General features: G+C 63.8%; 29 protein-coding genes and 2 tRNA genes. 7 read left to right on the top strand and 24 right to left on the bottom strand.

The genetic code is table 11. The features are described 5' to 3' along the window. Positions 1-8 precede the first annotated feature (8 nt). The 4 genes from dctP to BHD06_RS09605 all read left to right on the top strand — a co-directional run bounded on the left by dctP (position 9) and on the right by BHD06_RS09605 (position 3,484). A complete protein-coding gene (dctP, locus tag BHD06_RS09620; protein ID WP_080456785.1) occupies positions 9-1,028 on the top strand; it encodes a TRAP transporter substrate-binding protein DctP in 1,020 nt (339 codons plus the stop codon). A 141-nt stretch (positions 1,029-1,169) separates the two neighbouring features. Continuing rightward, positions 1,170-1,739: a TRAP transporter small permease gene (locus BHD06_RS09615; protein ID WP_080456876.1), complete on the top strand. Its 570-nt coding sequence runs from the start codon at positions 1,170-1,172 to the stop codon at positions 1,737-1,739. Positions 1,740-1,742: 3 nt separating this feature from the next. Next, the gene (locus BHD06_RS09610; protein WP_080456784.1) at positions 1,743-3,029 is read left to right on the top strand and encodes a TRAP transporter large permease; all 1,287 of its coding nucleotides are present in this window, start codon (positions 1,743-1,745) and stop codon (positions 3,027-3,029) included. A 17-nt stretch (positions 3,030-3,046) separates the two neighbouring features. After that, positions 3,047-3,484, top strand: a complete 438-nt coding sequence (locus BHD06_RS09605; protein ID WP_080456783.1) for a universal stress protein — start codon at positions 3,047-3,049, stop codon at positions 3,482-3,484. A 34-nt stretch (positions 3,485-3,518) separates the two neighbouring features. Here BHD06_RS09605 and BHD06_RS09600 read toward each other — a convergent pair. Together BHD06_RS09600 and BHD06_RS09595 are read right to left on the bottom strand one after the other, a co-directional pair. Then, positions 3,519-3,595: transfer RNA gene (locus BHD06_RS09600), tRNA-Asp, on the bottom strand. Positions 3,596-3,629: 34 nt separating this feature from the next. Further along, positions 3,630-3,706: transfer RNA gene (locus BHD06_RS09595), tRNA-Asp, on the bottom strand. Positions 3,707-3,907: 201 nt separating this feature from the next. Here BHD06_RS09595 and serS point away from each other — a divergent pair. Continuing rightward, positions 3,908-5,200, top strand: a complete 1,293-nt coding sequence (gene serS, locus BHD06_RS09590) for a serine--tRNA ligase (protein ID WP_176214323.1) — start codon at positions 3,908-3,910, stop codon at positions 5,198-5,200. Between the two features lie 257 nt (positions 5,201-5,457). On the opposite strand, the gene BHD06_RS09585 is transcribed toward serS, so the two are convergent. Together BHD06_RS09585 and BHD06_RS09580 are read right to left on the bottom strand one after the other, a co-directional pair. Beyond that, on the bottom strand, positions 5,458-6,249 hold the full coding sequence (locus BHD06_RS09585; protein ID WP_080456781.1) for a hypothetical protein: 792 nt from the start codon (positions 6,247-6,249) through the stop codon (positions 5,458-5,460). Then, on the bottom strand, positions 6,243-7,079 hold the full coding sequence (locus BHD06_RS09580) for a sulfite exporter TauE/SafE family protein (protein ID WP_080456780.1): 837 nt from the start codon (positions 7,077-7,079) through the stop codon (positions 6,243-6,245). Before BHD06_RS09580 ends, BHD06_RS09585 begins: the two co-directional genes overlap by 7 nt. A 136-nt stretch (positions 7,080-7,215) precedes the next feature. Between BHD06_RS09580 and truA the strand changes: the two genes are divergently transcribed. Both truA and BHD06_RS09570 read left to right on the top strand, forming a co-directional pair. Beyond that, the gene (gene truA / locus BHD06_RS09575) at positions 7,216-7,989 is read left to right on the top strand and encodes a tRNA pseudouridine(38-40) synthase TruA (protein ID WP_080456779.1); all 774 of its coding nucleotides are present in this window, start codon (positions 7,216-7,218) and stop codon (positions 7,987-7,989) included. A gap of 360 nt (positions 7,990-8,349) precedes the next feature. After that, positions 8,350-8,781, top strand: a complete 432-nt coding sequence (locus BHD06_RS09570) for a hypothetical protein (RefSeq protein WP_080456778.1) — start codon at positions 8,350-8,352, stop codon at positions 8,779-8,781. 23 nt (positions 8,782-8,804) lie between these two features. Here BHD06_RS09570 and hypB read toward each other — a convergent pair whose 3' ends face one another. The 20 genes from hypB to BHD06_RS09470 form a co-directional block, all read right to left on the bottom strand. After that, complete coding sequence (hypB, locus tag BHD06_RS09565; RefSeq protein ID WP_254892373.1) at positions 8,805-9,605, bottom strand: hydrogenase nickel incorporation protein HypB; 801 nt, start codon at positions 9,603-9,605, stop codon at positions 8,805-8,807. A 44-nt stretch (positions 9,606-9,649) separates the two neighbouring features. Beyond that, positions 9,650-9,892, bottom strand: a complete 243-nt coding sequence (locus BHD06_RS09560; protein ID WP_080456776.1) for a hydrogenase maturation nickel metallochaperone HypA — start codon at positions 9,890-9,892, stop codon at positions 9,650-9,652. A 63-nt stretch (positions 9,893-9,955) separates the two neighbouring features. After that, on the bottom strand, positions 9,956-10,546 hold the full coding sequence (locus tag BHD06_RS09555; RefSeq protein ID WP_080456775.1) for a HupE/UreJ family protein: 591 nt from the start codon (positions 10,544-10,546) through the stop codon (positions 9,956-9,958). A gap of 30 nt (positions 10,547-10,576) precedes the next feature. Further along, positions 10,577-11,614 carry a hydrogenase expression/formation protein HypE gene (gene hypE, locus BHD06_RS09550; RefSeq protein ID WP_376764847.1) on the bottom strand — a complete coding sequence of 346 codons (1,038 nt, stop codon included), beginning with the start codon at positions 11,612-11,614 and terminating at the stop codon, positions 10,577-10,579. Between the two features lie 5 nt (positions 11,615-11,619). Further along, complete coding sequence (gene hypD / locus BHD06_RS09545) at positions 11,620-12,759, bottom strand: hydrogenase formation protein HypD (protein ID WP_080456773.1); 1,140 nt, start codon at positions 12,757-12,759, stop codon at positions 11,620-11,622. Beyond that, complete coding sequence (locus BHD06_RS09540) at positions 12,756-13,049, bottom strand: HypC/HybG/HupF family hydrogenase formation chaperone (RefSeq protein ID WP_080456772.1); 294 nt, start codon at positions 13,047-13,049, stop codon at positions 12,756-12,758. Before BHD06_RS09540 ends, hypD begins: the two co-directional genes overlap by 4 nt. Beyond that, entirely contained in the window at positions 13,040-15,385 is a 2,346-nt protein-coding gene (hypF, locus tag BHD06_RS09535) for a carbamoyltransferase HypF (RefSeq protein WP_080456771.1), read from the bottom strand. The genes BHD06_RS09540 and hypF overlap by 10 nt, the downstream gene beginning before the upstream one ends. After that, complete coding sequence (locus tag BHD06_RS09530; protein WP_080456770.1) at positions 15,382-16,560, bottom strand: hypothetical protein; 1,179 nt, start codon at positions 16,558-16,560, stop codon at positions 15,382-15,384. The genes hypF and BHD06_RS09530 overlap by 4 nt, the downstream gene beginning before the upstream one ends. Beyond that, entirely contained in the window at positions 16,557-17,426 is an 870-nt protein-coding gene (locus BHD06_RS09525; protein ID WP_080456769.1) for a NifU family protein, read from the bottom strand. The genes BHD06_RS09530 and BHD06_RS09525 overlap by 4 nt, the downstream gene beginning before the upstream one ends. 3 nt (positions 17,427-17,429) lie before the next feature. After that, entirely contained in the window at positions 17,430-17,651 is a 222-nt protein-coding gene (locus tag BHD06_RS09520) for a hypothetical protein (RefSeq protein WP_139784681.1), read from the bottom strand. A 9-nt stretch (positions 17,652-17,660) separates the two neighbouring features. Continuing rightward, positions 17,661-17,855: a hypothetical protein gene (locus tag BHD06_RS09515; protein WP_080456767.1), complete on the bottom strand. Its 195-nt coding sequence runs from the start codon at positions 17,853-17,855 to the stop codon at positions 17,661-17,663. A gap of 16 nt (positions 17,856-17,871) precedes the next feature. After that, positions 17,872-18,873, bottom strand: a complete 1,002-nt coding sequence (locus BHD06_RS09510) for a hypothetical protein (protein ID WP_080456766.1) — start codon at positions 18,871-18,873, stop codon at positions 17,872-17,874. A gap of 104 nt (positions 18,874-18,977) precedes the next feature. Continuing rightward, positions 18,978-19,292: a hypothetical protein gene (locus BHD06_RS09505; protein WP_080456765.1), complete on the bottom strand. Its 315-nt coding sequence runs from the start codon at positions 19,290-19,292 to the stop codon at positions 18,978-18,980. Further along, positions 19,289-19,762 (bottom strand): hydrogenase maturation protease, encoded by a 474-nt coding sequence (locus BHD06_RS09500; RefSeq protein ID WP_080456874.1) that lies wholly within the window; start codon positions 19,760-19,762, stop codon positions 19,289-19,291. Before BHD06_RS09500 ends, BHD06_RS09505 begins: the two co-directional genes overlap by 4 nt. Continuing rightward, positions 19,762-20,073 (bottom strand): hypothetical protein, encoded by a 312-nt coding sequence (locus BHD06_RS09495; protein ID WP_080456764.1) that lies wholly within the window; start codon positions 20,071-20,073, stop codon positions 19,762-19,764. The genes BHD06_RS09500 and BHD06_RS09495 overlap by 1 nt, the downstream gene beginning before the upstream one ends. Before the next feature lie 13 nt (positions 20,074-20,086). Continuing rightward, positions 20,087-20,473 (bottom strand): hypothetical protein, encoded by a 387-nt coding sequence (locus tag BHD06_RS09490; protein ID WP_217805654.1) that lies wholly within the window; start codon positions 20,471-20,473, stop codon positions 20,087-20,089. Between the two features lie 68 nt (positions 20,474-20,541). Then, positions 20,542-22,140: a nickel-dependent hydrogenase large subunit gene (locus BHD06_RS09485; RefSeq protein ID WP_080456763.1), complete on the bottom strand. Its 1,599-nt coding sequence runs from the start codon at positions 22,138-22,140 to the stop codon at positions 20,542-20,544. A 22-nt stretch (positions 22,141-22,162) separates the two neighbouring features. Then, positions 22,163-23,125 carry a hydrogenase gene (locus BHD06_RS09480; RefSeq protein WP_080456762.1) on the bottom strand — a complete coding sequence of 321 codons (963 nt, stop codon included), beginning with the start codon at positions 23,123-23,125 and terminating at the stop codon, positions 22,163-22,165. Positions 23,126-23,355: 230 nt separating this feature from the next. Further along, positions 23,356-23,580: a hypothetical protein gene (locus tag BHD06_RS09475; protein WP_080456761.1), complete on the bottom strand. Its 225-nt coding sequence runs from the start codon at positions 23,578-23,580 to the stop codon at positions 23,356-23,358. Between the two features lie 3 nt (positions 23,581-23,583). Next, complete coding sequence (locus tag BHD06_RS09470) at positions 23,584-25,026, bottom strand: sigma-54 dependent transcriptional regulator (protein ID WP_217805653.1); 1,443 nt, start codon at positions 25,024-25,026, stop codon at positions 23,584-23,586. Positions 25,027-25,429: the final 403 nt, after the last annotated feature.

Below are 25,429 nucleotides of genomic sequence, written 5' to 3'. Positions count from 1 at the left end.
AGAAGATCATGACCACAGTCGTCAAACGTACATTCACGGCGCTCGCCACCACCAGTATTCTGGCCCTTAGCGCGACCGCCGCGACGGCAGATACATGGCGCTACGCCTTCGAAGAGGCGCTTGAGGACGTGCAGGGCGTCTTTGCCCAGAAATTCAAGGAAGAAGTCGAGGCCAATACCGATCACACGGTGCAACTCTTCCCCTATGGCACGCTTGGCGAATCCGCCGACACGATGGAACAGGCGCAGGCCGGAATCCTGCAATTCGTTGACCAGAGCCCGGGCTTCACCGGCTCGCTTATCCCCGAGGCGCAGGTCTTTTTCGTCCCCTATCTGCTGCCGCAGGACACCCAGGAACTCGGCGAATTCTTCCGCACATCGAAGGCAGTCAACGAGATGTTCCCCGAGCTTTACGCCGAACAGGGGCTGGAACTGCTGACCATGTTCCCCGAAGGCGAGGTCTGCGTGACCACGCAGAAGCCGGTGACCGAACCCGCCGACCTCAACGAGGTCAAGGTGCGCGTGATGACCAACCCGCTGCTTGTCGAGAGCTATCGGGCGTTTGGCGCGACACCCACGCCGCTGCCGTGGGGCGAGGTTTACGGCGCGCTCCAGACCGGCATCATCCAGGGCCAGGAAAACCCGATGTTCTGGAACTGGTCCGCCAACATGTATGAGGTCTCCGCGGTGATCACCTGTCTGGGCCACAGCAACTTCACCACTGCCGTGATGGCCAATCAGGACTTCTATGACGGTCTCTCGGACGAAGAGCAGCAGGTCGTGCAGGATGCCATCGACGTGGCATTCGATCACATCATCGACTACCAGCAAGGGCTGCACGAAGAGAGCATAGAGAAGATCAAGGAAGCCAAGCCCGAGATCGAAATCAACGTGCTGAGCGAAGAGCAGCGTCAGCCGTTCATCGAGGCGGGTGAAAAGGTCGATGACCGCTTTATCGAGATGACCGGCGACAGCGGCAAGGCAATCCTTGACCAGATGAAGGCCGACCTTGAGGCCGTGACCGAATAACAGCGGCACCATATCGGGGGCGGCCCGCATTGCGCCGCCCCCGCACCCATAGTTGACAAATGATTTTCACGGGGAGGGTCAGCCGTGAGCGACAAGCCTGAAACGGACGGCGCGGCACCGCCGGAACAAAACGCCCGGGGCTTGCCTCCGCCAGATACCTATGTCTCCACGCTGCCCGGCGTTCTGGGCACCATCGACACGCTGATCGCCCGCGTCGAGGCGATCATGCTCGCCGTCGGCGTGCTGCTCATGGCCGCCAATACCGTTGCCAACGTGATCGGGCGCTTCGTCTTTCAGAACAGCCTGTTCTTTTCCGAGGAACTCAACCGCATCCTGATCATCCTGATCACCTTCGCGGGCATCAGCTATGCCGCGCGACAGGGCCGTCACATCCGCATGTCGGCGATCTACGACGCATTGCCCTCCAAGGTGCGCAAAGTCATGATGATCGTCATCGCGCTGGTGACGGCGGTGTTCATGCTGGGGCTGTGCTATTACTCGTTCCAGTACATCCTGACGCAGGCGGGTCGCGGTCGTGTCCTGCCCTCGCTGCAAATTCCGGTCTGGATCACCCTCGTCTGGGTGCCGGTCGGCTTCTTCATGACCGGGCTGCAATACCTGCTCACGGCGATCAAGAACATCCTGTCCAAGGATATCTACCTCTCGACTGCCGTGCTTGAGGGATATGACGACAACGAGATGGAGGTCTGAGCCATGGCCGCAACGATTTTCTCGATCATGATCGTCCTGCTGCTTCTGGGTTTTCCGATGATGATCCCGCTCATCGTAGGCGCCTTCGTGGGCTTCTACACGCTCTTCGGCGGCTTTGGTCAGCTTGAGACGATGATCCAGCAGATCATGGCGGGCATCCGCCCGGCTTCGCTCATTGCGGTGCCGATGTTCATCTTTGCCGCCGATATCATGACGCGCGGCCAATCGGCGGGGCGGCTCATCGACCTCGTGATGGCCTTCGTGGGCCACCTCAAGGGCGGGCTCGCGGTCTCGACGGCGGCGGCCTGCACGATGTTCGGCGCGGTTTCGGGCTCCACCCAGGCCACGGTCGTGGCCATCGGCTCGCCGCTGCGGCCCCGGATGCAGAAGGCCGGCTATAACGACAGCTTCATCCTCGCGCTGATCGTCAATTCGTCCGACATCGCCTTCCTGATCCCGCCCTCCATCGGGATGATCATCTACGGCGTCGTCTCCAACACCTCGATTGCGGAGCTGTTCATCGCGGGCATCGGGCCGGGGCTGCTGATCCTGCTGCTCTTCTCGATCTATTCGTGGATCTACGCGGTGCGCAACAATGTGCCCACCGAACCCAAGACAAGCTGGCCCGACCGCGCCCGCGCCATCCAATACGCGCTTTGGCCGCTCGGCTTTCCGGCGATCATCATCGGCGGTATCTATGGCGGCATTTTCTCGCCCACCGAGGCGGCGGCGGCCTGCGTGCTCTACGCTCTCATCCTCGAAGTGCTGGTGTTCCGCTCTCTCGACCTTTCGGGCGTCTATGACACGGCGAAGTCCACCGGGCTGATCACGGCGGTGGTGTTCATTCTCGTGGGCGTGGGTGCTGCATTTTCCTGGGTGATTTCCTTTGCCCAGATCCCGCAGGAAATCCTCGGCTCCATCGGCATCGACGAGATGGGACCGGTCGGCGTTCTCTTCGTCATCTCCATCGCGTTCTTTGTCGGCTGCATGTTCGTCGATCCGATCGTTGTGATTCTCGTCATGGTGCCGATCTTCGCACCGGTGGTGAACTCGGTGGGTCTCGACCCGGTGCTTGTGGGCACGATCATCACGCTACAGGTCGCCATCGGCTCAGCGACGCCACCCTTTGGCTGTGACATCTTCACGGCTATCGCGGTCTTCAAACGCCCCTATTGGGAGGTGATCCGTGGCACGCCGCCCTTCATCCTCATCTTGTTATCGGTGGCCGTGGCACTGATCTATTTCCCGCAGATCGCCCTCTTCCTGCGCGATCTGGCCTTTGCGAAATAACCCCGAGGAGAACACCCATGTTCAAATCGATCCTTGTTCCTTTCGACGGCTCGCCCAATGCAAAAGTGGCGCTTGACCACGCGATGGAAATGGCCCGCCTTACCGATGCGGCGCTGACCATCCTGACGGTCTATCGCCACCATTCGATGCTCGAGGCGTCGCTCTCGATGGTGCGGCCCACCGATCCCGGAAATCTCGACGACATCATGTCGACCCATGCCAAGGAAGTCGCCGATTACGCCAAGAAACACGCGATTGATGCGGGCTTCAGCCGGGTCCGCGCCTTCGTCAAATCCGGCCCCACCTCGCGCACCATTGTGCGCTTTGCCAAGGAGCACGACAACGACCTAATCGTGATCGGCAGCCGCGGCATGGGTTCGGTGGAAGGCTACCTGCTGGGCAGCGTCTCGCACAAGGTAACGGGTCTGTCGGAAGTGCCGGTGCTGGTGGTCTGAGCCACTGCCAGATGGTCGGGATTTTCGAGGAGAGTGGCGCGGTTGACGGGGCTCGAACCCGCGACCCCCGGCGTGACAGGCCGGTACTCTAACCAACTGAGCTACAACCGCGCATCTCACGCATCGGGATCATCAAGGGCAGCGGTGGCGCGGTTGACGGGACTCGAACCCGCGACCCCCGGCGTGACAGGCCGGTACTCTAACCAACTGAGCTACAACCGCTCACTGCCCACCCGATCCCTCGGGCGTGGTGCGCTTCTATGCGGCAGACCGGCCCTCGTCAAGCGCCCCATGCGCGAATTTTCATTTTTCGCGCCAGGCCTCGGACCCCGACATGACGCGCATCGAAACGCACCCTACACCTGCGCCGAAATCTCGGGTATGAGGCGCGAAACGAATCCGAGCCTCATGAGGACCAAGCCCATGCATGACATCCGCGCGATCCGCGAGAACCCCGCCGCTTTCGACGCCGCGATGGCGCGGCGCGGGGTGCAGAACGCCTCCGGCCCGGTGCTCTCGCTCGATGAGGCGCGGCGCGCCCGGATCAGCGCCGCCGAGACCGCGCAGGCCGATCAGAACCGCGCCTCCAAGGAGGTGGGTGCCGCCAAGGCGCGCGGCGACGAGGCCGAGTTTGCCCGGCTGCGCGTGCTGGTGGGCGAGAAGAAGGCCGAGGTGGCGGCGATGCAGGCCGAGGCCAAGGATCTCGACGCGCAGCTGACCGAGATGCTGATGGGGATGCCCAACCTGCCCCATGACGACGTGCCCGATGGCGCGGACGAGGCCGACAATGTCGAGCTGCGCCGCTGGGGCACGCCCCCGGTGCTCGATTTCGACGCGCGCGAGCATTACGAGATCGCGGGCGTCAGGCCGGGCATGGATTTCGAAAGCGCCGCCAAGCTCTCGGGTAGCCGCTTTGTCGTGCTCTCGGGGTCGGTGGCGCGCCTTCACCGCGCCCTCGCGCAGTTCATGATCGACACGCATGTCGAGGAGAATGGTCTGACCGAGACCTGGACACCGGTGCTGGTGCGCGACGAGATGATGCGCGGCACCGGGCAGTTGCCAAAATTCGGCGAGGACAGCTATCGCACCACCAATGGCTGGTGGCTGGTGCCGACGGCCGAGGTGACGCTGACCAACCTCGTGCATGGTGAGACGGTGGACGAGAACAACCTGCCACGCCGGATGGTGGCGCACACGCAGTGCTTCCGCTCCGAGGCAGGCTCGGCGGGGCGCGACACGGCAGGCATGCTGCGCCAGCACCAGTTCGAGAAGGTCGAGATGGTGTCGATCACCCATCCCGAGGCCAGCCGCGACGAGCTGGACCGCATGACGGCTTGCGCCGAGGGCATATTGGAACGGCTCGGCCTGCCCTATCGCACCGTCGTGCTGTGCACCGGCGACACGGGCTTCGGCGCGCGGCGCACCCATGACATCGAGGTCTGGCTGCCCGGACAGAACATGTATCGAGAGATTTCGTCAGTCTCGGTCTGCGGCGATTTTCAGGCCCGGCGGATGAACGCGCGGTTCAGGCCCGCAGGCGGCGGCAAGCCGGAATTCGTGCATACGCTGAATGGCTCGGGGCTGGCCGTGGGGCGCGCGCTGATCGCGGTGCTGGAGAACGGCCAGCAGGCGGACGGCTCGGTGCGCCTGCCAGAGGTGCTGCACCCTTATCTGCGCGGCAAGAGCGTACTGGGCGCGGATGGGCATCTCGTCTGAGACGGGTTTGACCTGTTGCTGCCGTTTGCGCATCCCGCGCGAAACGCACTGAAGGTGCCGCGCGATCGCCGGGCCGTCCCGCGGCCTGGCGATTTGATAGGGTGCGCAACGTGTCGAGGCTACAATGACTAGGCTGGCATAAAGCACGTGCCACGACCGTCGCATCGCCAGTCCCCGGCCCTGCGATCACGCGGCACCTTCTGGCGGGGTGCTATGTCCGCTTCACGCCATAAGCATCCGGCAACATGCTACCGCCATCACGGCAGGTTCAGCCAATCCGCACAGCTGCTATCCCCAAATTCGGGGCGAAAATAGGCCACCATGCGCCCCTCGGGCGGGGCCTCTGCCCCGCGCTCCCACGGGGCCACGCCATGCAACGCCATCCGGTGCACCAGATAGGCCGCACCAGGACTCGCAGGCAAGGGCACACGCGCGCAGGTCTCAAACGCCTCACGACGCGCAGCATGATAGATCTCCGTCAGATCGACCGCACCCCAGTCGCGCGGCTCCACCTGCTCCAGCGCCCCGGCAAAGGCGCGGCGCATGATGTGATGGCTGCCCTCCCAGACCACCATCGGGCTGGCCCCTGGCCCGGCCTGCGTCAGCGGCAGCCCAAGGATGTAGGCGTGACGCTCGCGCAGCATGCGCCGACGCGCATCGCCTACGGCCAACAGCCCGTCGACATGCGCCGCATCCCGCTTCTGGCGATACCGAAAGGCACCCTCGCCCTCGCCCTTGCGCGGCCGGGGATAGCCGGGATAGATCACCGACACCTGTCCCCGGTGCAGCGGCAACCGGCCGTAAAGCGCCGTGGCCACCGAAACCGCGATCCCAGACAGCGCTGGCGAGCCGTCCACCCTCCCCTGCGCATCATTGGACAGCGTGTCGATACCAACGAACCACGTCCCCTCGCATTGCAGCCATTGCGCGCGCTCCTCAGGCTCGGCAATGCGCGCCAGCGCCACCCTGCGCGCAACCTCCGACCAGTCGCGCAGCGCCGGCTCGGGCGGGAACTGCGCCCAGCCCTTCTGCACCAGTTCCTCTACCATCCCAGGGCCTTGCGCAGCATGTTGAGCGCCACCAGCGTCAGGAACAGCGCAAAGACCCGTTTGAGCGGTTTGGGATCCATTGCATGCGCCAGCCGCACGCCCCAGGGCGCGGTGATCAGCGTCATGGCGATGACCACGGTAAAGGCCACAAGATTGACCGCCCCGACAGTGAGCGGCGGGCGCTGCCCGGGCGCGATCTCTAGAAAGAGAAACGCCAGAACCGAGGGTGCGGCGATGGTCACGCCGAACCCCGCCGCCGTGGCCACCGCGCGGTGCAGCGGCACGTTGTAAAGGCTCATCACCGACACCCCGATCCCACCTCCGCCGATCCCCATCAGCACCGAGATAAAACCCAGCACCGGCGCGATCAGCGCGCGCGCGATCCCGCCCGGCATCGCTTCGCCCAACCGCCAATCCGACCGGCCAAAGCCGAGATGCAGCCCGATCACCACGCCCAGGGCACCGAACAGCCCCTGCAACGTGGTCGAGCGCAGGTTGGCCGCGATCAGCACGCCAACAAGTGCCCCCGCCGCAATCCACGGGGCCCATCCACGCAGGATCGCCCAGTCAACGGCCCCTTTCCGATGATGGCCGAGCACCGAGCGCAGCGAGGTGACGATGATCGTCGCAAGCGAGGTGGCAAGACAGATCTGCATCAGCTGCGGTCCGTCATAGCCAAGCGTCTTGAAGGCGTAGAAGAACGCCGGCACCAGCACGATACCGCCGCCCACACCCAGTAGCCCGGCCAGCGCACCGGCGACCCCGCCGATCACCAGCAGCATCGCCAGCATCTGCAACAGCAGGCCTGTCTCGGGAAAGGGAACGTCCATGCACGGCACTCCAAATCGGCTCAAATCCCGCTTACACCGCCGCACGACCGAGGGAAAGCACCGAAAATTGCGCTTGCCCCACGCCCCGGATCCACGACAAAAGGACCGAACCACGTTGCAACCCCGCCGGAGGACCATGCCCCGCTACGCCCTACAGGTCGAATATTACGGCGCGCCCTTTGCCGGATGGCAGCGGCAGGCCGATCAGCCCTCGGTTCAGGGCGCGATCGAGGCCGCGCTGGCCCGACTGGAACCGGGGCCACATACCATCGCCGCCGCCGGGCGCACCGATGCGGGCGTGCATGCGCTGGCGCAGGTCGCGCATTGCGATCTGACGCAGGACTGGTCGCCGTTCCGCCTGTCCGAGGCGCTGAACTACCACCTCAAGCCCGCGCCGGTGGCGATTACCGCCTGTGCGCGGGTGGCCGGGGATTGGCACGCACGGTTCTCGGCCACGGGGCGGCGCTACCAATTCCGGGTCAGCACCCGTCGCGCGCCGCTCACCATCGAGGCGGGGTGCGTCTGGCAGGTGCGGCGCGAGCTTGATATCGCGGCGATGCGCGCGGGCGCCGCGCATCTGGTGGGGCATCACGATTTCACTACCTTCCGCTCGTCAATCTGCCAGGCCGCGAGCCCGGTCAAGACGCTCGACCGGTTGGAGATCGAGGAGGTCGCGACGCCCACCGGGCCGGAATTGCATTTCCGCCTCGCCGCACGATCCTTCCTGCACAATCAAGTGCGCAGTTTCGTCGGCACGCTGGAGCGCGTCGGTGCGGGTGCCTGGCCCCCCGATCAGGTGCGCGCGGCACTCGTGGCGCGCGACCGAGCGGCCTGCGGCCCGGTCGCCCCGCCGCACGGGCTCTACCTTGCAGGGGTGGTCTATCCCGGGGACCCGTTCGCGCAAGATTAAGCTTTGATCTCGATCCCAAAGCTCAACTGGATCGAGCAGCTGACTTCTAATCATTACTGCCCAACTACCGACATTATGCGATGTTCGGTGTCCACCTTGTATTTCAGAAACTTACCCCCTGATTTCGGTTGTGGCATCTACCGACAAGGCCCGACAACGATGGCGACTTAGGGGGCAAAACTCCGTCAAGCTCGGAGCGCGACCATGCCGCACACTAAGATCACCCAGGCCTTTGCGGACGGCCTGCCATTCCAGGATCCCACCGACTGATATCACGACACGGGCCTTGCAGGGTTCAACCTGTCGTTCGGACGTCGAACCAAGACCGACTACGCGGCGGCGGAAAGCGAGGGGAGTTTCATGCGCGTCAAGATCGGCCGCGCCGACGTGACCAAGGCAAACGAGGCGCGCGCCATCGCCCGTGACATCCTGCTTCCTGAAATCCAGCGCGGTGTCGATCCACGCGCCCGCTACAATGACGATGACCGCGACGCGACCTATGGCCAGATCATGCGCGGCATCCGCATGTCAAACGAGAAGGCGGCACTCGCCCTGCGCGGTCGCCATCGCCGCGACGTGGAAAATACCGCAATCGGGCACCTCTGGGCGATGTATGAGGACTACCACCCTGCCCGTCCGATCGAGGATCAAGGATCGGAGAGGGCTAATTGGGCGAAGAAACATATCGCGGTGCAGCGCCGTGTGCTTGGGGGGGCGGAAAAGTATATCAAGGACGCCCCTCCCGCGTCAGCGGGTTCGTTCAATCCTGAATCACATCAACCGCGACGCTGAACAGAATGGTCATCTCACAGCAGTCAAGCCCCGGCTCTTGCAAACTCCTTGAGCAAGTTAGCCAACCTGCTACACCACGCGTCCATGCCATCACCCGTCCGCGCCGAGACGCAGAGTATCTCCGCCTTTGGATTGACGTCCAATATGTTCTGGCGGCAGGATGCTTCGTCAAAGTCGACATGGGGTGCGAGGTCCATCTTGTTGATCACGACCCAGTCCACGGCGCGGAACATATGTGGATATTTCGTCGGCTTGTCCTCGCCCTCGGTGGTCGAGATAACCGCGATCTTCATCTTTTCACCCAGATCGAACATCGCCGGGCAGACCAGGTTGCCGACATTCTCGATCATCAGAATGGTCCCTGCCGCTGGATCGAGCGATTTCACCGCCGAGGCGATCATGTCCGCCTCCAGGTGGCATCCCGCCCCGGTATTGATCTGGATCGCGCGGGCCCCGGCCTCGCGGATCCGCTCGGCATCATTCGATGTCATCTGATCGCCCTCGATGACGGCGATCTCGGCGCGGCCGCGCATCCGCCGGATCGTCGCCTCCAGCAACGTCGTCTTGCCGGAACCCGGCGAGGACACGATGTTGAGCGCAATCACGCCGCGCCCCTCGAACCAGCCACGATTGCGGGTCGCGATTTCATTGTTCTTGCCCAGAATCGCGGTTTCCAGCGAAATGACCTCGCCACCGGGGCCATGCACATGCGGTGCGTCATCGCCTTCGTGATGATGATCATGCGCCTGCGCATGGTTGTGGCCGTGCTCGTGCTCGTGCTCGTTCCTGATCAGCGTCTTCAGTCCGGTCTCCGGGTCGGTCATTGAAACCTCGTTCGCCGGATCGGCGCAACCGCATATGCCGCACATCAACTGTCCTCCATGAATTCAATTTCGCGCACCACGAATGTATCGTTTTCGGCCTCGAGAAAGCCCAGCGACACCCCCGCGACGGCGGTTTCCTCGGTCACAAGGTCCCAGCAAAAGGCCAGCGCGCCGCGTTCCACACAGGCCAGCGGCCCGATCGCAACGCGGACTTCCCTGATCCTTCGGCCATGCGCGTTTTCCTCCGCGATGGCGGCGATACTGCGCGCCAGTCCCAGCTCATGCATGCTCGGGCCCTCGCTGTTTCAGGATAACGCGCGGGCAAGGACACTCCCGGCCCGCGCACTCCATCATCCAATCAGGATCGCAGCCCCGGCCAGCGCGCCCGCGCTGCCCATGAGGCGTTTCGAATTGAGCGCCGCGGACCCGCTCATCCGGTCCAGCAACAGGCTCAGCACGATACCCGCGCCATGCAAGAGGGCCGTTGCCGCGACGAAACCGACAGCGTAACCCGCGAACGATCCCGCCCCCGCGCCCTCGGCGCCATGAGCATGTCCATGAAACACCGCAAAGACAGCGACCAGCGCCATCGCGGCCCCCATCGGCAGCCTCAGCCCCGCCGCCACGGCAACGCCCATAACGATCACCGACAGCGCGATCCCCGGTTCGACCATCGGCAAGGTCATGCCAGCATAGCCCAGAGCGCCGCCCGCCACCATGGCAAGCACGAAGGCCACCGGCACCGCCCAGAGTGCCCGGCCCCCAAGCTGCGCGGCAAATACACCGACGGCGATCATCGCGAGAACATGGTCCAGCCCGCTCAGCGGGTGCAGAAACCCGTGCGTCGCGGCGAGAGTGCCACCGGTGCCGGTATGGGCCATCGCGGCAACGGGCGCGAGGGCCATGAGGGCGGCGATGCCGCCAGTCAGATATCTGTTCATTTTGGGTCTCCCTTGGTTGGTTCGGTTCATTCAGCAGATCCTCGGAAGCTGCTCGCCGACGAGCATGTCGACGACGCGCAGCCCGCCAAAGACGGTTTTCATCACCACGGTTCGGGGATGTCGGGCGGTGGCCGTGCCGATGATCACCGCGCCGCGACCCGCAGCATCGGCGCGCATCGCCGCAAGCGCGGCATCCGCCTGATCCTCGGGCACGAAAATCACCAGCGTGCCCTCATTGGCGAGGTAGAGCGGGTCGAGCCCGAGAATCTCGCACACCCCCTTGACCTCGGTGCGCAGCGGCAGCACCTCCTCGCCGATCTCGATCCCGACGCCGGCGGCCTCGGCGATCTCGTTGAGGGCCGAGGCCAGCCCGCCACGCGTCGCGTCCCGCGCCACCCGCGTGCCCGGCGCGGCCGCCAAAACCGCCGCCATCAGATGGTTGAGTGGCTGACAATCCGACGGAATCTCGGTGCTGAGCGCCATATCGCCCCGCGCCGCCAGAATCGCCGCGCCATGATCCCCCAGCACGCCGTTGACGATGGCAACATCGCCAGGCTGCACGGTTTCGGCCCACATCTCGCAGCCCGCCGGGATCACGCCAATGCCTGATGTGGTGATAAACACCCCATCGCCAGAGCCCTTGCCCACGACCTTGGTATCGCCGGTCACGATGCACACCCCCGCCGCCTCCGCTGCAGCCTGCATTGAGGCGGCGATCCGGCGCAACGTGGCGATCTCGACGCCTTCTTCGATGATGAAGGCTGCCGACAGCCACAGTGGCCGGGCCCCGCCGACCGCCAGATCGTTCACGGTGCCGCAGACGGCGATCTTGCCGATATCCCCACCGGGAAATTCCATTGGCGAGACGACAAAGGAATCCGTGGTAAAGGCCACTCGCGCGCCGGGCGCGGCGAGGGCCGCATCTCTCAGACGGGCCTGATCCTCCATGCTCTGCGGGGCGAACACGGATGTGAACACATCCTCGATCAAGTCACGCATCGCCTTGCCGCCACCGCCATGGGCCAGGGTCACCTTGTCGGCGATCACGCGTCTGGGCTGGCGGCTCATCCGGTTCATTCGACCGGCTCCAGATCAAGGCTGCCATATTGATAATAAGCGGCACAGGCCCCTTCTGAGCTGACCATCAGCGCACCCAGCGGCATTTCGGGCGTGCAGCCCGTGCCGAATTGTGGGCAGGCATGCGGCTTGATCCGCCCGGTCATGACATCGCCGCAGGCGCATCCCTCCTGCTCTTCGGTGAAGGACGCATTGCGCCCATAGCCGATGTCGAACCTGATCTCGGCATCATAGGCCCGGTAGCGGTCGCGAATACGCAAGCCGCTGGCTTCGATTTCGCCCAGTCCCCGCCATTCGAAGCTCGGGCGCGGTTCGTAAACCTCGGCGCAGGCCGCGATCGAGACCGGATTGCCCTCCTCCGGCACGATCCGCGCATACTGATTTTGCACCTCGGCGCGCCCGTCGCGGATCTGTTCCAGTACCATCAGCACCGATTGCAACAGATCGAGCGGCTCGAACCCCGCCACGACAATTGGCTTGCCGTAATCGCGCGCGATGAACTCGTAGGGTCTTGTGCCGATCACCATCGACACATGGCCGGGACCGACGAACCCGTCGAGCACCATATGCGGATCATCCAAGAGCGCCTTGATGGGGGGCGGCACCGTGATGTGATTGCAGAAGATCGTGAAATTCGTCAGCCCCTCGGCATCGGCCTGCAGGATCGACAGGGCAGTCGCGGGGGTGGTCGTCTCGAACCCGAGGCCGAAGAACACCACCTCGCGCTCCGGGTTGCGGCGCGCCAGTTCCAGCGCGTCGAGCGGCGAATAGACCATACGGATATCCGCGCCGTCCGCCTTGGCCTGGATCAGTGATTTTCGCGTGCCCGGAACCCGCATCGCATCGCCGAACGTAGTGAATATCACTCGAGGGTCCTCGGCGATCTGGACGCACTCATCGACCCGGCTCATCGGCAGCACGCAGACCGGGCAACCCGGCCCATGGATGAATTCCAGCCCCGGCGGCGTCAGCTTATCGAGCCCGTAGCGAAAGATCGCATGGGTGTGCCCGCCGCAGATTTCCATGATATGCACCGGCTTGTCGCGTGTCGCGCCGATCTCGTCGATCACGCGGGCAATCGCGGCCAGCACGCCGCGCGCGGCTACCGGATCGCGGAATTCGTCGGCATATCTCATGACGCGGCCGACAGCATGGCCGCGCTGGCCCGCATCGCCTCGATCTCTTCCTGCGCCTCGCCGAGTTCACGCAGAACCTCCAGCGTCAGCGCCGCCTCTTCCTCGTTGATCCGGCTCATGGCAAAGCCGACATGGATCAGCGCCCATGCGCCGACCAGATCCTCCAGCGGGGCATCACCGGCGATGCAGGCGACATTCACCTCGCGCGTCACCCCCGAGATATCGACCGTGGCCAGCTTGCGCACCGGGTCCGATATCCCGGTGATCTGTCCTGGTATTCCTAGGCACATGATGCGTCCTCCGCTTGCGTGGTTGCCAGGGCGATCACGGCCTGCCCCAGTGAAATGCCGCCGTCATTCGCCGGATAATCGGCATGGCTCAGCACCCTGAGCCCGGCCCGCTCCAGCCCGTGATGGATCAGCTCGAACAGCGTCTTGTTCTGAAAACAGCCGCCCGACAGGGCGACGGTGTCGATGGCCGTGTCGGCAGTCAGCCGCCGCGCCATGTCGACAACGGCCTGCGCCAGCCCGCGATGAAACCGCGCCGACATCGTGCCGACCGGGGTCTGCAAGACCAGATCACCCAGCATCGCCCGCCAGACCGCCAGCGGCTCGATATAGGGCAGGCCCCTGCCCCCCATCAGCGGGATCGAGAACGGGTAGGCCAGGTCATCCGACTCATTCAGCGCAGCCGGGTCGAGCGCCGCCTCGAACCGCATCGCCGCCTCGCCCTCGTAATCCTGCCGATCCCAGGCCAAGCCCGCGATGGCCGCCGCCGCATCGAACAACCGCCCGCAGGACGAGGCCAAGGGCGCATTGGTACCCGACCGGATCATTGCGTCGAGCGTGTCACGGGGCAGCGCTTGCATCCGCTCGAAAAGCGGCAGTTCGGCAAAGTTCATCGCAAACTCCGCCCAGCCCATCTCGGCCATCAAATGGGCATAGGCATTGCGCCACGGTTCGCGCACCGCCGCCGCACCGCCGGGCAAGGCCACCGGCTTCAGACATCCCGCCCGCCGATATCCGCGATAGTCGCAGATCAGGAATTCACCGCCCCAGATCGTGCCGTCATCGCCCATCCCGGTCCCGTCGAGCGCGATTCCGAGCACCGGCGCAGCCGCGAGTGGACGCGCGTTCTCGGCCAGGCAGGCGGCAATATGCGCGTGGTGATGCTGCACCTCGATCACCGGGCGGCCATCCGCCATCTCGAACCCGCGCTGCGTCGAGAGATATGCCGGGTGCAGGTCCACGGCGACCACCGCCGGCGCATGATCGAAAAGGTTTGCATAGAGATCGAGGTTGCGCGCCGTATCCGCATGCGTCGCCGCATCCTCCAGATCGCCCATATGCTGGGACAGGATCGCGCGCCCGTCCTTGATCAGGCAGAACGTGTTCTTCTGCTCCGCCCCGAGCGCCAGAATATCCGGCGCAGTGGCAAAGCCGTCGGGCAATTCGAGCGCTTGCGGCGCATAGCCCCGTGCCCGGCGCAGCACCCGCGCCCGGCCCAGATCGACGCGGACAACACTGTCGTCGATCCGGTTGGCGATGTCGCGGTCATGCAGGCAGGCGAAATCCGCGATCCCGGCCAGCCGCGTGCGGGTGTCGTGGTTGTCGGTGCATTGCGGCTGCCCGGACGGATTGCCGCTGGTCATCACCACCGGGCGTCCGATGCGCCGCAGGATCATATGATAGAACGGCGTGTAAGGCAGCATAACGCCCAACCGGTCCAGCCCCGGCGCGATTCCCTCGGGCAGGCTGTTGGGGCGCGCCTTGAGCAGAACAATGGGGGCCGCCGGGCCAGAAAGTATGTCCGCCTCGACATCCGACACCTCGCAATAGGCGCGCAACACGTCGAGATCGCGCACCATCAGCGCAAAGGCCTTGCCCGCGCGCGCCTTGCGTCGGCGCAACTCGGCCACCGCCCGGGAATTGGTCGCATCACAGGCCAGATGCACCCCGCCCAGCCCCCGGATCGCGACGATATGCCCGTTCAGGATCATGCCGCCTGTGGCATCCACATCATCGAGCATCGAAAACGCTTCGAGATTGACGGCACCACACCCCAGCTTCTCGATCCAGATATTTGGCCCGCAGCGACCGCAGGCAATGGGCTGCGCATGAAACCGGCGATCGGCCGGATCGCCATATTCGGCCGCACAGGGCGTGCACATGTCGAATGGGGCCATGGTTGTCTTGTCGCGGTCATAGGGGGCCGCGCGCACGATGGAAAAACGCGGGCCGCAATTGGTGCAATTGGCGAAGGGATAGCGATAGCGCCTCGCGAAGGGATCGCGAATCTCTGCCAGACAGTCGGCGCAGGTCGCGGCATCGGGCGTAACGCTGCCACGCATCTCGCCACCCTGCGAGGCGGTTATCTCGAAACGGCACGGGGCCGGGTCGCTCAGCGGGGTCATATCGAGCCGTTCGATCCGCGCCAGCGGCGGCAGCGCGCCGTGCAGCTTATCGGGGAATGTCGCCACCCCCTCACCCCACAGCCGGATGACCACCCCCTCACCGGTATTGCTCACATCGCCGGTCAGTCCCATCTCCTGCGCCAGCCGCCAGACAGTGGGGCGAAAGCCGACGCCCTGCACCTGACCGCACACGGTGATGCGCGCGCCGGTCATAGGGCCGCCTCCCAGATCAGAACGCGGTTGTTGCCGCTGTCGGCGATGGCCAGCGTCGAGCCGAGCGCCGACAGACCGTAAGGCCAGCACAGCGTGTCGCGCCCCGCGATGCCCCAACGGTTGTCACCCTTGGCGGCAAAATCGGGCTGCGCGCTCAGCCGGTCGGCAGGTTCGGCCATCGCCGTCGTCCCGAACCCCAGCAACCGAGAATTGGCCGTGTCCGCCACCACCAGCCGCGAGCCCAGAACCGCCAGAGCATAAGGCATGTTCATCGCCTGTGCGCTTGGGTAATAGGCCGCCATGTTGTGGTCGCAGGCCGCCATATCGGCCTGCCCCAACACGCTTTGACAGGGCGCGCCGTTCTCCTTGGGAAAGCCCTCCCAGATCATCACGCGGTTGTTGCCCGCATCCGCCACGGCCAACCCGCCCCGCCAGACCAGCGCCATATGCGGCCAGCGCATCGAGAATTCCGACACCGCTTCGCCCGCGTTCTCATCTCGGCAGGTAAAATCGCGCTGCCCCAGAACCAGATCCGCCGGTTGACCGGTGGATTGCGGATCATTCCAGATCAGCACACGGCGGTTCCCGGTGTCACAAACGATCAGCCGGTCACCATCCGCCGACACCCCGTAAGGCCAGTGCAGGCTGTCCGCCCGCGCATGGGCCAGGCCCGCATTCGCCTGCGCACTTGCGGCATCGGGTTGGCCCAGAACGATATCCGCGCCATGATCCGGGCCTGTCGGCGTCTCGCGCCAGATCAGCACCCGGTGGTTCCACGGGTCGGCCACCGCCAGCCCGCCGCGAAAGGCGGTGATCCCGGTGGGCACGTTCAGCGTGTTGGCCGCGACCGCACCCTTGGCATTGCGGCCCTCACGGCCAAATGCGGGCTGACCCATCAGGATGTCGGCGGGCGTATCATCGCCGGTCGGCACTGTCTTCCACCCCAAAACGCGGTGATGCCCGGTATCGCTGACCCAGAGCGAGCCGTCAGGATGCAGGCACACGCCGCGCGGCCCGAACATCAGGTGCCGCGCCGGGGTGATTGCCTGCACCAGCGCGCCGCCGTCACTGCCCAGAATGACCCGCGCGCCCTGCCCCTCCAACAAGGGCGCGCCGGGAATGGCCGTGCCCGGTGCCTTTTGCGGGGTGAACGAACGCGACAGAGAGACCCTCATGCGATCAGCCTCACTTCGATATTCGCGCCCTTGACGCGCACTGCATGGGGTTGCAGCTGAACCTCGGGCGCGGTCAGGCATTCACCGCTGTCCAGCGCGTAGCGAAAGCCGTGATGCGGACAGGTCAGGATCGTGTCGCGGATCTCTCCTTGCGTCATCTCCAGCGCCATATGCGCACAGGCATTGCGGAAACAGCTGACCTTTTCGGCAAAACGCGTCAGGATCACGGAATGGTTTGCGATCTCGACAAACCGGGTCTCGCCCTCGGCCAGATCGCTCAGAGGCAGCGCCGTGATCCATTCAGTCTCGGCGTAATTGGCGAAAGGCGAGGTGAATTGCACCGTATCAGAGCCGCCACCGCCCAGCCCCTTGGCCTGTTTCACCTCGGTGACCTCGGGCACCTGATCCTGGATCGCTTTCTTGACCCCGGCATAGAAGGTCAGTTGCGACGCCGGGCAGCCATCGCAGGCACCGAGGAACCTGATTTCCGCCCGGTTGCCCGTCACCGATACAACCTCAGCATCGCCGCCATGGCTGGCAAGACCGGGACGCACGCTGTCAAGCGCCGCCTCGACCCGTTCATACAGCGATGGGCGCAGGATACCGTGTCGGCGCAGTACCGCATAGACCACCTCGTCGCGCGCCGCCTCCTTCAAGGCCGCGCCAAAGCCAGGCTGATCCTTCAGCGCACGGATCAGGCGGCGGAACGCCTCCCTGTTGAGCGCATCGACCGCCTCGGCCCTTGCCCGCGCGCCGCCCTGCGCCGCCTCGTCCCAGCCCTCGGCCAGCATCTCCAACGCGGTCAATTCGCCGATCAGATGATCGAGCGTCGGGCGTTGCGCGTCATGGGGCGAGGCGTCGGTCATCGGTCAGGCGTATTTCAGGTCTTTGTAGAGGACCGGAAGAGCGGCCCCGCTCACCGCACCCGCCGCAATCGCACCGGCCCAGACCGGCGCCACCAGTCCGACCAGAACCCCGGCGACAACACCCAGAGCCGCCGCGATCATAAGCTGCCGTATCGCGGCCTTGTTGTCCTTGAACAGTGTGCCCGCGAAAAACTGCCGGGCGGAATTCATGACCATTTCAAGCATGATAGCACCTCAAATTATCAACAGGATGAGCGTCGTCACGACGACCGAAATACTGCCTGCCAGCACGCCGTAAAGCGCGCCCATATACGCGGCCAGGTCCGCGCCAAGCGCCGCCTTGCCGATGCGCAGACCCGATACGGCCCCGGCTCCAAGCGCGGCCAGTAGGCCCAGCACCAGGGCCATGATCACGATCAATCCGATCACCTCAAATCTCCAGTTCTCATTGCAGTCCACTCCGTTCCAGAATTGTCGACGGCCCAAGCGCCGTCGTAAACTCGGCAATGGCCTCCGCCACCGCCTGCGCCTTGTCAGATGCCCCGCGCGCCGTGAACACGCCCCGCGCCTCCTCCAGCAGGCGCACCGCCTCGGTCAGGTTGCCGAAATTGCCGCCATCGGGGTTCGACGGATCATCCGGCAGGTTGGACAGGCAGTTCGCCTTGTTGGCGATGGTATTGGCGTATTCCTCGGGCGTGTCGCGGGGCGTGCGCACCTTGAGCGCCTCGTCATAGGCCTCCAGCGCGCGGTAGCCGTTCTCCAGCCGATGTGACGACGAGACATATTGCAGCGCGTTGCCGAGGTTGTTTTGCAGCATCGCGTATTCGCTGGGATGGTCGATCAGGTTGACTACACCCAATGCCTCTTCGAAGGCCTGTACCGCCAGCGCCTCACGCATCTTGCCACTCTGGTCGGTGAACGGCATCGACAGAAACGCTGTGGCCAGATTGTTTTGCAGGATCGCGAATTCCTTGGGGTAGCCTAGCTTGTCAAAGGTCCGCGCCGCGCGCTGATAGGCGCTGATCGCAGGCTGGATGGGCAAAAGACGCATCCCCGCGAGCGTCTGGCAGATCAGACCGAGATTCATCTCCGCCTCGGCCACTTCGGCATCCGAGCCTTCGGCGGTCAGGGTCGCCAGCGCCAACTCGATTTCCGCCTTCGCCCGTTTCAGAGGTGCCGCATCTTCGGCGGGCAGCGCCATCAGGGCGGTGGCCAGACGGGCGCGGATGCGGGCGATGCCCAGCACCTCATCCGCAGGCGCAAGATCCATCGCACGCTCGTACAGATCGACCGCGGCATGGAGATCTTCGGCACGCTCGGGCTTTTGTTGCAGCCCCATCGCAATCTCCATCAGCATCTCGGCCTTCTCGGCCTCGCTCGCCGCTGCCGTCTCGACGGCTTTCATGGCGGCCTGAACCTGCTGCTCTGCGCGACTGACGCTACTCACGCCACCCCTCCCTCGAATCAATCAACATCCTACTTCCCTCTCTCCGGAGTACAGCCGCCGCGAAACCTGTCAACAATCTTAGTTTTGTGTAAACTTAATTTGCTTTATTTTATTTGCGACACGGGCGGCAGTTTGGCGCAAAGCGCGCCCTTGTCGGCCTGCCACCCAACCGCCAGGGCCTCGGTCGCAAACCCCAAAAGATCGCGGTCCTGAAACACGTCGCGGGCCTGCACCACCCTGTCCCCGGCGGCATTCCTGATCTTGAGCAGGCAGCCCCCGGCAGTGGCCTGATGCACCGGGATCACCATCAGCTCGCCCTCTTCGATCAGTACGATGACCGCATCAATCCCGCTGAAATAGGTGTCGACCACGGCGCGGGGCAGATAGATCGCACCCTCCCTGACAGCGATGCAGGTCATGCGCAGCTCCAGCCCTTGATCAGCTCGCGGATCCGCGTCTCGACCGCCTCGGTGGCGTGCGACACCGCCGCGCTAAGGCCAAGGCCCAGCTCTAGTGTGGCGGCCTCGATCAGGAACACCGACACATCGCCGGGAAAATCTTCGCCATAGATGCGACGCCCGGCAAAAAGCGCGTGATCCCAACGGAAATCATGCAAGTTGAGGCTTTGCTTCGGCGGCGCCTCCAGCACCTCGCCCGGCACTTCGAAGATGGCGCCGGGATTGCCGTCGGGGACACGCGCATCGACAATGATCAGATGCGTGGCCCCCCGGGCGCTGTACATCACCGACATGCCGTCGGTGCCACCATCGAAAATGCGGGTATGCTCGGGCACACCATGTTCCCGCATCCGCGCGATCAGATGGGGGCCTGCGCCATCATCGCTCCGGTTCGGGTTGCCACAGCCGATCACCACGACGTCGGGGGGCATCAGATGCGCCACAGGCGGCAGGACCACTCCGGCTCGACCGGCAGCATCAGCTCCGGCAGATCGCAGAACCTCGCATGGACCTTGTAATACATACAGGTCTCGCACGGCTGTTCGATCCCGTCGGCCTCGATGGTGTGATCGGTGAACCCGGCGATCACCAGTTTTCTCTCCAGATTATCACCTGCCTCGACCTGCAACCGCGCCACGATGGCATTGACCTCCTCGCTGGTGCCGGCACGGGGCCAGACTTCGGTTTCGAGGCCACAGGCCAGCATCCCGGCTATCGTCGCGCGCATCTGATCGTCGTCCATTTCGGCGCTCCCTTCAAATCCGCCACAGGCGACACCACCATTCCGGCTTGGCCGGAAGATCAAGCTCGGGCAGGTCGCACCAGCGCTTGTGCACAAGGTAATACATGCATTCCTGACACCGCATCTGGTCCTCGCCATAGGGCTGCAAGAGCCAGCCCGAGATCACCAGCTTCTCGCGCAGCTGATCCGCGCTCAGGGGCCGAAGCTTGTCCAGCAGGGCCCCGAATTCGCGGTCGGTTTCGGGAAACGGCTCGACCTCGGTGGTCAGGCCCTCCTTGAACATGTCCTCGATCATCTGGATCAACATGTCATGCCCCGCCTCGGCGGGCGTCAACCCGTATCGTTCGAGATAGGCCCGGCGCTGCTCCTCTCCGAAAGTCGTCTCTGAATCCTTTGACATTCAGCTTCCTCCCTGATTGCCGCATGGCACACGGTCGGCAGGCCTGACCCGCCGACCGATACGCAACATCAGGCGGTTCGGAAGCGGGCCAGTTCGTCACCGGATTTTGCATCATGCGCATGAACCGTGCACACAAGGCAACTGTCATAGGACCGGCAGACATGGCCGACCTCGACCGGGTCGGCGGTGTTCTTGATCGGGGTGCCGATCAGCGCCTCTTCGATCGGGCCGCGCGTGCCTTCGGCGGTGCGCGGACCGACATTCCAGGTGGTCGGCGCGATGATCTGGTAGTTGGCGATCTTGCCGTCGCGCACGTCGATCCAGTGGCACAGCGCCCCCCGGATCGCCTCGGTCGCCCCCCAACCCTGACCATCCTTTTCGGTGGGCTTGATGTACCATTCGTCGTTAAGCCTGAATTCACGCAGGTTACGCTCGGCCTCGCGGTAGAGAATACACAGCTCATGCATCCGCGCGAAATGGCGCAGCATGGTCGAGGCCCCGCCCATCTTGCGATACATATCGAGCACCAGCCCATCCTTGTGCTGGAAATCATGGCCCGCCTCGTTGCCCGCGATCAGCCGGCGCGCCAGCGGCCCGGCCTCCAGCCGCCCGGCCTCGGCATGCGATACCGCCGTCGACCACGAATATTTGCCCGCCGGGTCGATGGTGTTCTTGGCCACCGGGTTGGTGGTGCGGTCGAAGGGATGCACCGCCCCGCCCTCGTCATACCAGGCGTGCTGCGTGTCTTCGCGCACGAAGGATTGATCCATCGGGCTGAACGTGTCGCTCGCCCCGTCATAGATGCCCGATTTCATGATCACCGCATCGGCGCGGCCATTGATGGTCGGGTTTTGATACTTGTCCTCATGTGGCAGGTAGCCCCAGGTCGTGAACCGACCGTGACCCTTGCCGTATTTGTCGAGGCCGATATCCTTGGACATGCGCCAGAACAGGCCGAGATCCGAATTGGCGTGTTCGGGCTTCTCATCCAGCCACGCCTCGAACTGCTCCAGTGTCTGGATTTCCTCGTAGCGTTCCATCGAACAGCCAAACCACAGCGGCTCGATCCAGTTCTGGCGGAAATGCTCCAGGATCGACCAGGCCCGGGTGATATCGGTCAGCGTCGGCGAACACATCACGCCGCCCGGCACCATGAAGGACGAATGCGGCCACTGCCCACCCAAAAGCGCGTAGATCTCAACCGGACGTCCCGAAATCGTCACCCCAGCCTCGTAAGAGGTCCCGGTGAAGGGCGAATAGCGCTTGACGGCTTCCTCGTAGAACGGGCTCATCGCGTAGTTGTCATTGGTATAGTCGATCATCCACAGCCCGTAATGGTGTCGGGGCAGTGATTGCAGGGATTCCACGATCTGCCCGAGGTTGCGCGCCAGAATGGCGTTGCGCGGCACCGTCGTGCCCCAGGCGGTATCGAGCGCCCAGGCCGCGCAGGTCAGGTGCGACGCGCCGCAGATGCCGCAGGCCCGTGGCGTGACGACCAGCCCGGCCTGCGGGTCCTTGTCCTTGAGGATCACCTCGAAGCCGCGGAACATCTCCGCATGGGTCCAGGCATTGGTGACGACGCCGTTTTCGATATCGACCCGCACATCCAGATCGCCCTCGACGCGGCCGACCGGTGAAATGTCGAGTGTTTCGACTGCTGTAGACATGTTTCTCTCTCCCAAATCGCGGTCAGACCACGAAGATATCTTCTTCGGCCCAGGCCGGTGCCGCGCCCTTGGCGGCGGCGGTCAGCTTGATGTAGCCCTTCTTGTCCACGCCCTCGGGCATGTCTTTGGGCACGCCCATCACGGTCTGCGTCTTGAAGACCGTGCCCGGTGCCAGATCGAAGAATGGAAACTCCGGCTCGGTACAGCCCAGGCACGGCATGCCTGCGCGGGTCTTCGACGAATGGCGGTTCCACAGAATCCGGTTGCAGGGGCTATGGGTCATCGGGCCGCGACAGCCCAGATCATAGAACAGGCAGCCCTTGCGCTGCCCGAACGCCGTGGTCGAGACCTTGTAGGCGAAATGCATGTTGCGCGTGCAGCCGGTCTGGGTGAAGGACGAAAAGAATGTCTTGGGACGATGGAACTCGTCCAGAGTCAGATCACCGGCGCGGCCCGTCGCCACGGCGACAAGGATCTGCGTGACCCAGTCGGGATGTGCGGGGCAGCCGGGAATGTTGATGACCGGAAGGCCTGATTTTGCGGTAAAGCCGTCGCCCAATGCGCCGCCCTTGGCGCGCTTGAGAAATTGCAGCCCGACGCTGTCGGTGGGGTTGGGCGCGGTAGCCGGAATGCCGCCATAGGTCGCGCAATCTCCGATCGCGACCACGAAATCGGCGGCAGCGCTCAGCTCCTTGACCCAGTCCTTCATCGGCCGCCCGCAGAACCGGTTCCATTCCCCGGTGCCATTGGGCGCATTGATCACCGTGCCCTCGAAGACAAAGATATCGAGCTTGATCTCGCCCGAGATGCATTTCTCGATGATCTCCTTGACCTGATCACCCAGTTCGAGACCGAGCGACGGCTGCCACAACACGTTGATGCCGAAATCGGTCACCAGATCGCAAGCGCTTGGTTCCTCGGCATTCAGAAAGGACATCGTGTTGCCGGAACACGCCCCCCCCTGAAGCCACAACAGGTTTGCCATTTTTCTTCCTCCCAAAGATCGACGCGCGTGGCGCGAACCTCCTCTCCGGGATCCAAGATATAGGCTTGGCTGTGGCGAGTATGGCTCGGGCCTGACCATTCGATTGTGTCGCCCGACGGGCAGTGACACAAATCAACACTGACGCGTGGCGCGGTGAATTCCCGAAACAAAGTGTAAACTGATAATCAAGTTTTCTGTCGCGATGCTAACTTGGTTTGCGCCTCTTGCGCTTATCCGCGCCGCCCGCAGACCGGGCATTGCACCTCCGGAAAGTAGCTGTACCAGATGCCCTTGCAGTCGGCACACCAATGCCCTTTGGCACCGCGCCCCTCAGTCGCTACCGCCTTCGACATCGGCGTCAGGCCCAGGTTGCGCGGGGCATCCCGGCTCATCGCCACCCCGGAGCGGGCAAACGGAAATCTGATGATCTTGCTTTTCGGATCATCGTTCTGCATGTCTCACACCTTGCGCAGCCCATAGCGTTTGATCTTGTTGGCCAGACCGACGCGCGACAGGCCCAGATCCTCCGCGACCTTGCTCTGGTTCCAGTGGAAGGTCGTGAGCGCCTGCCTCAGAACGTCCTTTTCAAGGGTCTCCACCTTGTCCTTCAGGGTCGCCCCCGCAACCGCGAGACTCGCGTTTCCGTTGGTTTCAACCGGCGTGCGCGCGATCTTCTCGGAGAGGTGCCGCAGGGCGACATAGCCGCCCTGCTCCGCCACCGCGACCATGCGCTGAACCTCGCTTTCAAGCTCCCGTACATTACCCGGAAACGGGTAATGCTCTAGCCGCTTGAGCACGTCCGACGTCACCCCGAGCACCCGCCGCCCCACCACGCCCGCGTATTTCTCCACAAAGAACTGCGTCAGCACCGGGATATCCTCGGATCGCTCCCGCAGCGCGGGCAGATCGAGCTGAAACCCCCTGAGCCGATAATAGAGATCGCGCCGGAACGTGCCCTGCTCCACCATCTCGTCAATCGAGCGGTTCGACGCCGCAATTATACGGACATTGCTGTGCAGCGTCTTGTCCGAGCCCAACGGCTTGACCTCGCCCTCCTGCAAGAACCGCAGCAGCGCCACCTGAAAATGCGGCGAGACCTCTGACACCTCATCAAGGAAGACAGTGCCGCCATCAGCCGCGCGAAACAGCCCCAGCCGATCAGCGATGGCACCGGAAAAGGCACCGCGCACATGGCCGAAGAATTCCGAATAAAGGGCATCGTCGGACACGCCCCCACAATTCTGGCTGTGCATCGGAGAGTTCACGCGATGCGAGTTGAAGTGGATCGCGCGCGCCAGAAGCTCCTTGCCGGTCCCGGTTTCCCCACGGATCAGCACTGGCATGTCTGTTGTCGCCGCGACCTTGGCCTCGGCCACCAGATCGGCCATCTTGGGGCTGGCATAGACCAGCCGTTCAAAGCGCGAAACGCCCCCCTGAACCGATCCTGCCTCTTCCCCGCCGAAGATCTCGTCATCCAGCGACAGCTTCAGCTCGCGGCTCAGGATCCGGTGCCGGCGCGACAGTTCCGCATGTTCCAGCGCGCGCTTGACGACGATGCGAAGCTGCTGGTGTTGCAGCGGTTTGGCCAGATAGAGATAGGACGCGGTATCCTCGCAAAGCTGCGCCCCGGCGCTCACGTCGTCTTCGTCACAAATCACGATACGCCAGCAAGCGGCATGTGAGAGGCGGGATCGAAGCAGCGCATTCTCCGGCCCGAAATCGCCCTTGTCAAAATCATACAGGATCAAATCGACCTTCAACTCATCAAGCCTGCTCTTTGCCGCCTCGTCATCGGCGCAAAAGATCAGCCGATAGCCGTCCAACTCGCTCAGTGCCTGCGACGCGGCATTGATGACCGCCTCATCCTTCGATTTCAGCAGGACAGTCGAGATTGCAGACAATTTATTCGTTTCTCCGTTCACGCGATGATAGTGACAATCGACGTTCGCAAACCTAATTTGCATAACGGTAACAAGTTTGGCAAGATTAGGTATTGCTTCAAAGCCAAAGGGGCGCTGCAACATCCTCACCGAGACCTCTGTGCGTCGGTTTTTATCGTGCTTACCCGGTTTCCACGCCAGTAGACGCGCTGAAATGGCAACTGAAAGATCTTGTTACGGGCGGGAGGCATGAAATTGTGCAGCCACTTTCAGTCTCATGGCGGGGGGGATGCCGCCGATGGCCATGTTGGGGCGGTCGTTGTTACAGGTCCATAGCGATTGCGTGGCCTGGCCCTGGGCCTCCTCGATGCGTTCTAAGGACCTCAGCGTGATGCGATCTGATCCGCATCCCCGGAAAGACGCG

It is taken from the genome of Roseovarius sp. A-2 (assembly GCF_002072155.1).
Taxonomy (GTDB): Bacteria; Pseudomonadota; Alphaproteobacteria; order Rhodobacterales; family Rhodobacteraceae; genus Roseovarius.
Note: the sequence above shows the minus strand (reverse complement) of the source record. Positions and strands in the feature narration are given on the sequence as shown.

What these genes read in the sequence shown, in the direction of transcription:
- BHD06_RS09525 (WP_080456769.1), bottom strand. Translation starts at nt 17,426, where the DNA reads ATGACCGACGCCTCGCCCCATGACGCGCAACGCCCGACGCTCGATCAT.
- BHD06_RS09605 (WP_080456783.1), top strand. Translation starts at nt 3,047, where the DNA reads ATGTTCAAATCGATCCTTGTTCCTTTCGACGGCTCGCCCAATGCAAAA.
- BHD06_RS09540 (WP_080456772.1), bottom strand. Translation starts at nt 13,049, where the DNA reads ATGTGCCTAGGAATACCAGGACAGATCACCGGGATATCGGACCCGGTG.
- BHD06_RS09505 (WP_080456765.1), bottom strand. Translation starts at nt 19,292, where the DNA reads ATGACCTGCATCGCTGTCAGGGAGGGTGCGATCTATCTGCCCCGCGCC.
- BHD06_RS09480 (WP_080456762.1), bottom strand. Translation starts at nt 23,125, where the DNA reads ATGGCAAACCTGTTGTGGCTTCAGGGGGGGGCGTGTTCCGGCAACACG.
- BHD06_RS09585 (WP_080456781.1), bottom strand. Translation starts at nt 6,249, where the DNA reads ATGGTAGAGGAACTGGTGCAGAAGGGCTGGGCGCAGTTCCCGCCCGAG.
- BHD06_RS09610 (WP_080456784.1), top strand. Translation starts at nt 1,743, where the DNA reads ATGGCCGCAACGATTTTCTCGATCATGATCGTCCTGCTGCTTCTGGGT.
- BHD06_RS09475 (WP_080456761.1), bottom strand. Translation starts at nt 23,580, where the DNA reads ATGCAGAACGATGATCCGAAAAGCAAGATCATCAGATTTCCGTTTGCC.
- BHD06_RS09495 (WP_080456764.1), bottom strand. Translation starts at nt 20,073, where the DNA reads ATGGACGACGATCAGATGCGCGCGACGATAGCCGGGATGCTGGCCTGT.
- hypF (WP_080456771.1), bottom strand. Translation starts at nt 15,385, where the DNA reads ATGACCGGCGCGCGCATCACCGTGTGCGGTCAGGTGCAGGGCGTCGGC.
- BHD06_RS09520 (WP_139784681.1), bottom strand. Translation starts at nt 17,651, where the DNA reads ATGCTTGAAATGGTCATGAATTCCGCCCGGCAGTTTTTCGCGGGCACA.
- hypB (WP_254892373.1), bottom strand. Translation starts at nt 9,605, where the DNA reads ATGACCGACCCGGAGACCGGACTGAAGACGCTGATCAGGAACGAGCAC.
- BHD06_RS09570 (WP_080456778.1), top strand. Translation starts at nt 8,350, where the DNA reads ATGCGCGTCAAGATCGGCCGCGCCGACGTGACCAAGGCAAACGAGGCG.
- truA (WP_080456779.1), top strand. Translation starts at nt 7,216, where the DNA reads ATGCCCCGCTACGCCCTACAGGTCGAATATTACGGCGCGCCCTTTGCC.
- BHD06_RS09490 (WP_217805654.1), bottom strand. Translation starts at nt 20,473, where the DNA reads ATGTCAAAGGATTCAGAGACGACTTTCGGAGAGGAGCAGCGCCGGGCC.
- BHD06_RS09580 (WP_080456780.1), bottom strand. Translation starts at nt 7,079, where the DNA reads ATGGACGTTCCCTTTCCCGAGACAGGCCTGCTGTTGCAGATGCTGGCG.
- hypD (WP_080456773.1), bottom strand. Translation starts at nt 12,759, where the DNA reads ATGAGATATGCCGACGAATTCCGCGATCCGGTAGCCGCGCGCGGCGTG.
- BHD06_RS09485 (WP_080456763.1), bottom strand. Translation starts at nt 22,140, where the DNA reads ATGTCTACAGCAGTCGAAACACTCGACATTTCACCGGTCGGCCGCGTC.
- hypE (WP_376764847.1), bottom strand. Translation starts at nt 11,614, where the DNA reads ATGAGCCGCCAGCCCAGACGCGTGATCGCCGACAAGGTGACCCTGGCC.
- dctP (WP_080456785.1), top strand. Translation starts at nt 9, where the DNA reads ATGACCACAGTCGTCAAACGTACATTCACGGCGCTCGCCACCACCAGT.
- BHD06_RS09555 (WP_080456775.1), bottom strand. Translation starts at nt 10,546, where the DNA reads ATGAACAGATATCTGACTGGCGGCATCGCCGCCCTCATGGCCCTCGCG.
- serS (WP_176214323.1), top strand. Translation starts at nt 3,908, where the DNA reads ATGCATGACATCCGCGCGATCCGCGAGAACCCCGCCGCTTTCGACGCC.
- BHD06_RS09560 (WP_080456776.1), bottom strand. Translation starts at nt 9,892, where the DNA reads ATGCATGAGCTGGGACTGGCGCGCAGTATCGCCGCCATCGCGGAGGAA.
- BHD06_RS09500 (WP_080456874.1), bottom strand. Translation starts at nt 19,762, where the DNA reads ATGCCCCCCGACGTCGTGGTGATCGGCTGTGGCAACCCGAACCGGAGC.
- BHD06_RS09530 (WP_080456770.1), bottom strand. Translation starts at nt 16,560, where the DNA reads ATGAGGGTCTCTCTGTCGCGTTCGTTCACCCCGCAAAAGGCACCGGGC.